The 4,779-nt window shown below is 70.6% G+C and carries 5 protein-coding genes; 2 read left to right on the top strand and 3 right to left on the bottom strand.

Features of this window, described 5'->3' with window-relative positions; translation table 11 throughout:
- Positions 1 to 459: recombinase family protein (locus ACWCSD_RS47960; RefSeq protein ID WP_449925716.1), on the bottom strand; the 459-nt coding region annotated here is incomplete at its 3' end.
- Positions 460 to 852: 393 nt separating this feature from the next.
- Here ACWCSD_RS47960 and ACWCSD_RS47955 point away from each other — a divergent pair.
- Entirely contained in the window at positions 853 to 1,482 is a 630-nt protein-coding gene (locus tag ACWCSD_RS47955; protein ID WP_449925714.1) for a hypothetical protein, read from the top strand.
- A 174-nt stretch (positions 1,483 to 1,656) separates the two neighbouring features.
- Here the strand turns inward: ACWCSD_RS47955 and ACWCSD_RS47950 are convergent, their stop codons facing one another.
- The gene (locus ACWCSD_RS47950) at positions 1,657 to 2,130 is read right to left on the bottom strand and encodes a hypothetical protein (RefSeq protein WP_397166801.1); all 474 of its coding nucleotides are present in this window, start codon (positions 2,128 to 2,130) and stop codon (positions 1,657 to 1,659) included.
- 242 nt (positions 2,131 to 2,372) lie between these two features.
- Between ACWCSD_RS47950 and ACWCSD_RS47945 the strand changes: the two genes are divergently transcribed.
- The gene (locus tag ACWCSD_RS47945; RefSeq protein ID WP_397166800.1) at positions 2,373 to 2,507 is read left to right on the top strand and encodes a hypothetical protein; all 135 of its coding nucleotides are present in this window, start codon (positions 2,373 to 2,375) and stop codon (positions 2,505 to 2,507) included.
- Between the two features lie 115 nt (positions 2,508 to 2,622).
- Here the strand turns inward: ACWCSD_RS47945 and ACWCSD_RS47940 are convergent, their stop codons facing one another.
- Complete coding sequence (locus ACWCSD_RS47940) at positions 2,623 to 4,311, bottom strand: hypothetical protein (protein WP_397166799.1); 1,689 nt, start codon at positions 4,309 to 4,311, stop codon at positions 2,623 to 2,625.
- Positions 4,312 to 4,779: the final 468 nt, after the last annotated feature.

Genomic DNA, 4,779 nt, shown 5'->3' with positions numbered 1-4,779 from the left:
GCGGGCCATCTCCACGCCGTGGGCGTCCAGGGCCGGGGGCCGCCCGCCGACGCGGCCGCGTGCTCGGGCCGAGGCCAGGCCTTCGAGGGTGCCCTCGACGATGAGTTCGCGGAGGAACTCGTCGAAGGCACCGAACATGTGGAACTGCAGCCGTCCACCCGGCGTGGAGGTGTCGATGCCCTGCTTGAGCACCAAGAGATCAACCTCACGCCCGCGGAGCTGCGCCGCCAAGTCCAACAGGTGGCGCAGCGACCGGGCGGCGCGCGACAAGCGGGTGATGACGAAGGTGTCGCCAGGCCTGAGGTAGTCCAGCGCCTTGTCGAGCTCAGGGCGTCGATCGACCTTTCCCGATGCCTTGTCTACGAAGATCCGGTCGCAACCAGCCTCGCTCAGGGCGTCGCGCTGGCTGTCGGGGTTCTGGTCGCGGGTGGACACCCGCCCGTAGCCGATCCTGCTCACCTGAATATTGTCTCATAAACGGGCTTGCCCGATACTATTGAAACATAGATTACGTACGCGGGTTATGAGGCGTTGTCGCGAGGTCGAACGCCGGGAGTCGAGCCGTGACCGCAGGTTGTCTCAGAAACGATCGATTTCGCACAAGATCAAAGCAGGTCCTGGAGAGGCTTCGGGCTGGCGAGCCGCTCGTTTGGGGCTCATGACACGTTTCTTACCGACGCCCCGACTACGGCCAGCCAGCCGGCGCACAAGCGCATCGGATGACGTGAGCAGGCCGCCGAAGAGCGCGCGGCACGGGCCGCTGAGCGCGCCGACAAGGCGGAAGCACGGGCGGACACGGCAGAACAGCGCGCCAACACTGCCGAGGAACGCGAGCGTCAGGCCCGCGATCAGGTGGCACAGGAAAGGGCCGCGCGCGCCAGCGCCGACACCGCGGCGCAGGAGGCCCAGCGCCAGCGTGATGAGGCCGTGGCCGAACGTAAATCCGCCGAGAAGCAGGCCGGCCTCTTGACCACCGAGCTGGCCACCCTGAAGACGCAACTCGCCGCCTGCGAGCGAGAGCTGGCCGGCGCAACCACGGCTCTCTCAGAACTGGCGGGCAAGGTCGAGACCGCCGAAGGACGCGCCGAGGAGGAACGTCAGACCGCTGCCCAGGCCCGAGTCGAGACCGCCGCGGTGCGGGAGCAGGCCGACCGGCTGCGTGAGTTGCTTCGCGACGAGAGCGGCAGGGCAAGCGCCGCGGCGCTGGAGGCGGCTGTCACCGCAACCCGGCTGGAGACCGCCCAGGCCGCCGCCAGTCTGACGCTGCCCGAGCCGATCGACCTGAGCTCCGACCTCGGCGACGGGGTGAGCGGCGTGGTACTGCCCGACGCCGCCATCCAGACCGTCACCCGGGAGCCGGACGGGACCATCGTGCTGCACCACCACGACACCCGCATCCGGCTCGGCGACCCGCAGCACGCTCCAGCTCGCGGACGAGCCCTGGCCGCCGCGCTACTGGCCCTGTCCTCCGAACATCCCTGATCGCCCCGGCACGACCGCCGCTCTCCCCCGTCCCGCGGGCGGTCCGCCGAAACGGTCTCAGTAATGCCCCTTCCCATCCGCCCCCTCCTATCGGCGGCGACAGAGCACCAGCCCCCCGCTGCCGATTCCGACCGGTCCCTGGCTCCCGCATGCCGGGCACATGCGGATCGACTGTCATGCTCCTGCGAGATCGTCACCAGCGAACCCGTCCGGCGCGTGCGGGACGTCCTCGGGGTGCTCGCCGGAGCGCTGACTCCTGGCCCAGAGCCGCATGTCGTGCTTGCGGCGGGCCTCGGCCATCGCCTGAGCGAGCATCGCCCGTTCGGCGGCGACCAGTTCCGGATCGTCACATTCACCGGCCGTCGGTGGCTCTGACGCCAGTGACTCGGAGGCCGGGGCTGGGTGGGTCGTCTTTGCGACCAGGTGGCGGCGAAGCTGGGCGATCGTCTCGGAGGTGCGCTCAGGACCGGCCAGGTGGCGGAGCGCATCGGCCGGAGTGGTGCGGATGAAGGAGTCTGGCGCCGAGTTGGGGGCGACCGTAGCGGTGACGGTGTGCAGGCAGAGCTGCGGCAGGGAGAGTTCCAGGCGGTGCTCGGCGAAGCACAGGCGGCCGGCCACGGCTTGGCGACTGCCCCAGTCCGGCCGCATGACCGTCAGCAGTGTGGCTCGTCGTAGCGAGTGGCCATGCCGCGGTTCTGCTTGAGGTGGTTGATGCCGCATTCCATCGCGTGAGGCCAGCGGTAGGGGCCGGGGTCGAAGGCCGGCGGCGGCCCGCAGCCTCACGCTGGAGGCGGTGGCCACCCACGCCGGTACGAGCGAACCGGCGCTGCGTCGCCGCATCGACCGGTGTGACATCCGGGCCCGATGCGGACATCGATCTTCTGCTGGACGTGCTTGCCTCGACCACGTACTACCGCGTGCTCTTCGGGCACCTGCTCATCACGCCAAAACTTGCCCAGGACGTCGTGTCGGTGGTCATGGCGGGCATCGCCACCAAGCGGTGGCGTGACGACCACGGCCCCTGATGCGACATATCAGGGCGTCGCCGGGTTCGCGGAAGCGCGCCGTACGCACCGGCCGGCGAGTAGGCACCGGAGGCGGACGCCCCCGGTGCCGTTCAGCTCTCGGCCAGGTCGGATCTTACGCGGGCGGCAGGGCGCGCAGTGCGGTCTCCGCACGGTCGTGCCACCACAGCAGACCGCTCCGGCCGGTCAGCCGTCGCAGGTCGTCGAGGTGCCGGGCAGCCGTGGCCTGGTCGCCGGCCGCCGAGGCGAGCAGGGCCAGGTACCAGTCGACCGGTCCCATGCAGACCACCGCGGAGAGCGTGGAGATCCGCCCGCCGTACGGCAGAAGCGCCGCATGGCCGGCTCGGCAGTCCTCGGCGCTGCCGACAGCCGCTCTGGCGGCGGCCTGCAGGCAGGTCGTGGACAGCCAGGACCAGTCGAGAGGCGGCGAAGGCCAGCCACGGGCGACGAGGGCACGCGCCTCCTCGCGGCGGCCTTGGGCGCACAGCTGGAGGATCCGGGCGTCGTGGTCCATCGTCGGATGGATGCCTTCGATCTCGTCGATCAGCGATCCCGCCGCCCCGATCGTGCCCTCCTGGTAGCGCGACGCCAGGCGCCCCATCGCGACAGCGGGCCCGGCATGCCAGACCCCGATCTTCCCGGCCTGGCGTCCGGCCTTGGCACGCAAGGTCTCGGCGTCGTCGAAGCGGCCCTCCAGAGCGAACCGGTTGGCCCGCCACATCGTGTGCTGGAAACGCGGCCAGGGCAGCGGCAGCCGTTCGAGCAGTTCCTCGCTCCGCGCCGCCGCCCGGTCGGCGCCCTCCACGTCGAACAGCTCCAGGCGGTAGTGGGTGTGCATCATCTGGGCGAGCAGCTCGAACGCCGGCGCCTGCAGATCCGCCGCCAGCTCGTGCAGCTCGTCGGCGATCTTCATCAGCTCCGGGATGTGCAGCGGCTGCGGCAGGGCCAGATGCCGCGCGTTCAGCATGCGCATCAGGAGGTGCGGGTCGCCCAGACGCCGGGCCATCTCGACCGCCTGTGCCGAGAGCTCGTCGCTGCGGGGATCGCCGCTGCCGTCGTACAGCTCCTGGGCGAGGCCGGCCAGGAGCCGGGCCCGTTGCGGGCCGTCCCTGTCGCCCGCCCGTTCGAGCGCGGTCTCGAAGCGGTGCACCAGGTGCAGCTCGACGGCCTCGTACGGGTCCCGCAGCGTCCACAGCGCGGGGGCGTCCAGCGCGGCCAGCGCGCGGGTGGCCAGGTCGGGGCGGTTGGGCGCCCGGTCGGCGGCGCGCAGGGCGTCGGCTCTGGCCCGCCGGGCGCCGACCGCGTCCCCGGCCTCCAGCAGCGCCCGGACCTGCCGCAACAGCAGGTCCACGTGAGTCTCCGGATCGCCTCCGGAGGCGTCGTGCGCCTTGATCGCCGACGCCCACCAGGCCGCCGCCTCCTCGTAGGCCAGGCGCATGCCCGCCTGCTCGGCGGCCGCCCGCGCCCAACGCACCGCGTCCTCGCGCGCCGCCGGTCCGGCCTCGACCGCGTGATAGGCGACGGTCTCCACGTCGGTCCCGGGACGGGCGGACAACGCGGCCATCAGGTCCCGATGGATGCCGGCCCTGCGGAAGGGAGGGAGGTCGCGCAGGAGGGTCTCTCTGACCAGGTCGTGGGTGAAGGCCAACCGCGTGCCCTGCGGAACGATCACTCCGGCCTGGGCGGCCTCGTCCAGGAGTTCGTACGTCTCCGCGGGGCCGACTTCGGCGACCACGGACGGGTCGAATGCGCGGCCGATGACCGCGGCGATCCGCAACGCCTCACCCACCCCCACACCCAACACCCCCAAACGCTGACGAACCACTCCCGCCACCGCATCAGGCACCTCATCCAACGACCGACCCAACCCCAACAACCGCACACTCTCCCGCACAAAAAACGGATTCCCCCCAGTCCGAACCGCCAGCCGACCCACCATCCCCTCATCCACCACCACCCCCAAACCCCGCGCGATCTCCCCCACCGCAGCAACCCCCAACCCACCCAACCGCACCCTCAACCCATAACCACCCAACCGCCCCAACAACTCCTCCACCCCACGCCCCACCACACCATCCCTAAACCCCACCACCACCGACACCGAAACCCCACCCATCCCCCCCACCAACGCCACCACATCCCGCAACAACTCCAACGACGCCACATCCGCCCACTGAAAATCATCAAAAACAATCACCAACGGACGAACCCTCCCCACCTCCACCAACCACCTCGCCAACACCCGATTACGCCACACCACCCCATCCCCATC

The sequence above is a fragment of the Nonomuraea sp. NPDC001684 genome (genome assembly GCF_053596515.1).
This window is presented reverse-complemented; position numbering and strand designations above follow the sequence as displayed.

Coding starts and splice junctions, on each gene's coding strand:
- ACWCSD_RS47950 (WP_397166801.1), bottom strand. CDS start 2,130: ATGCGGCCGGACTGGGGCAGTCGCCAAGCCGTGGCCGGCCGCCTGTGC.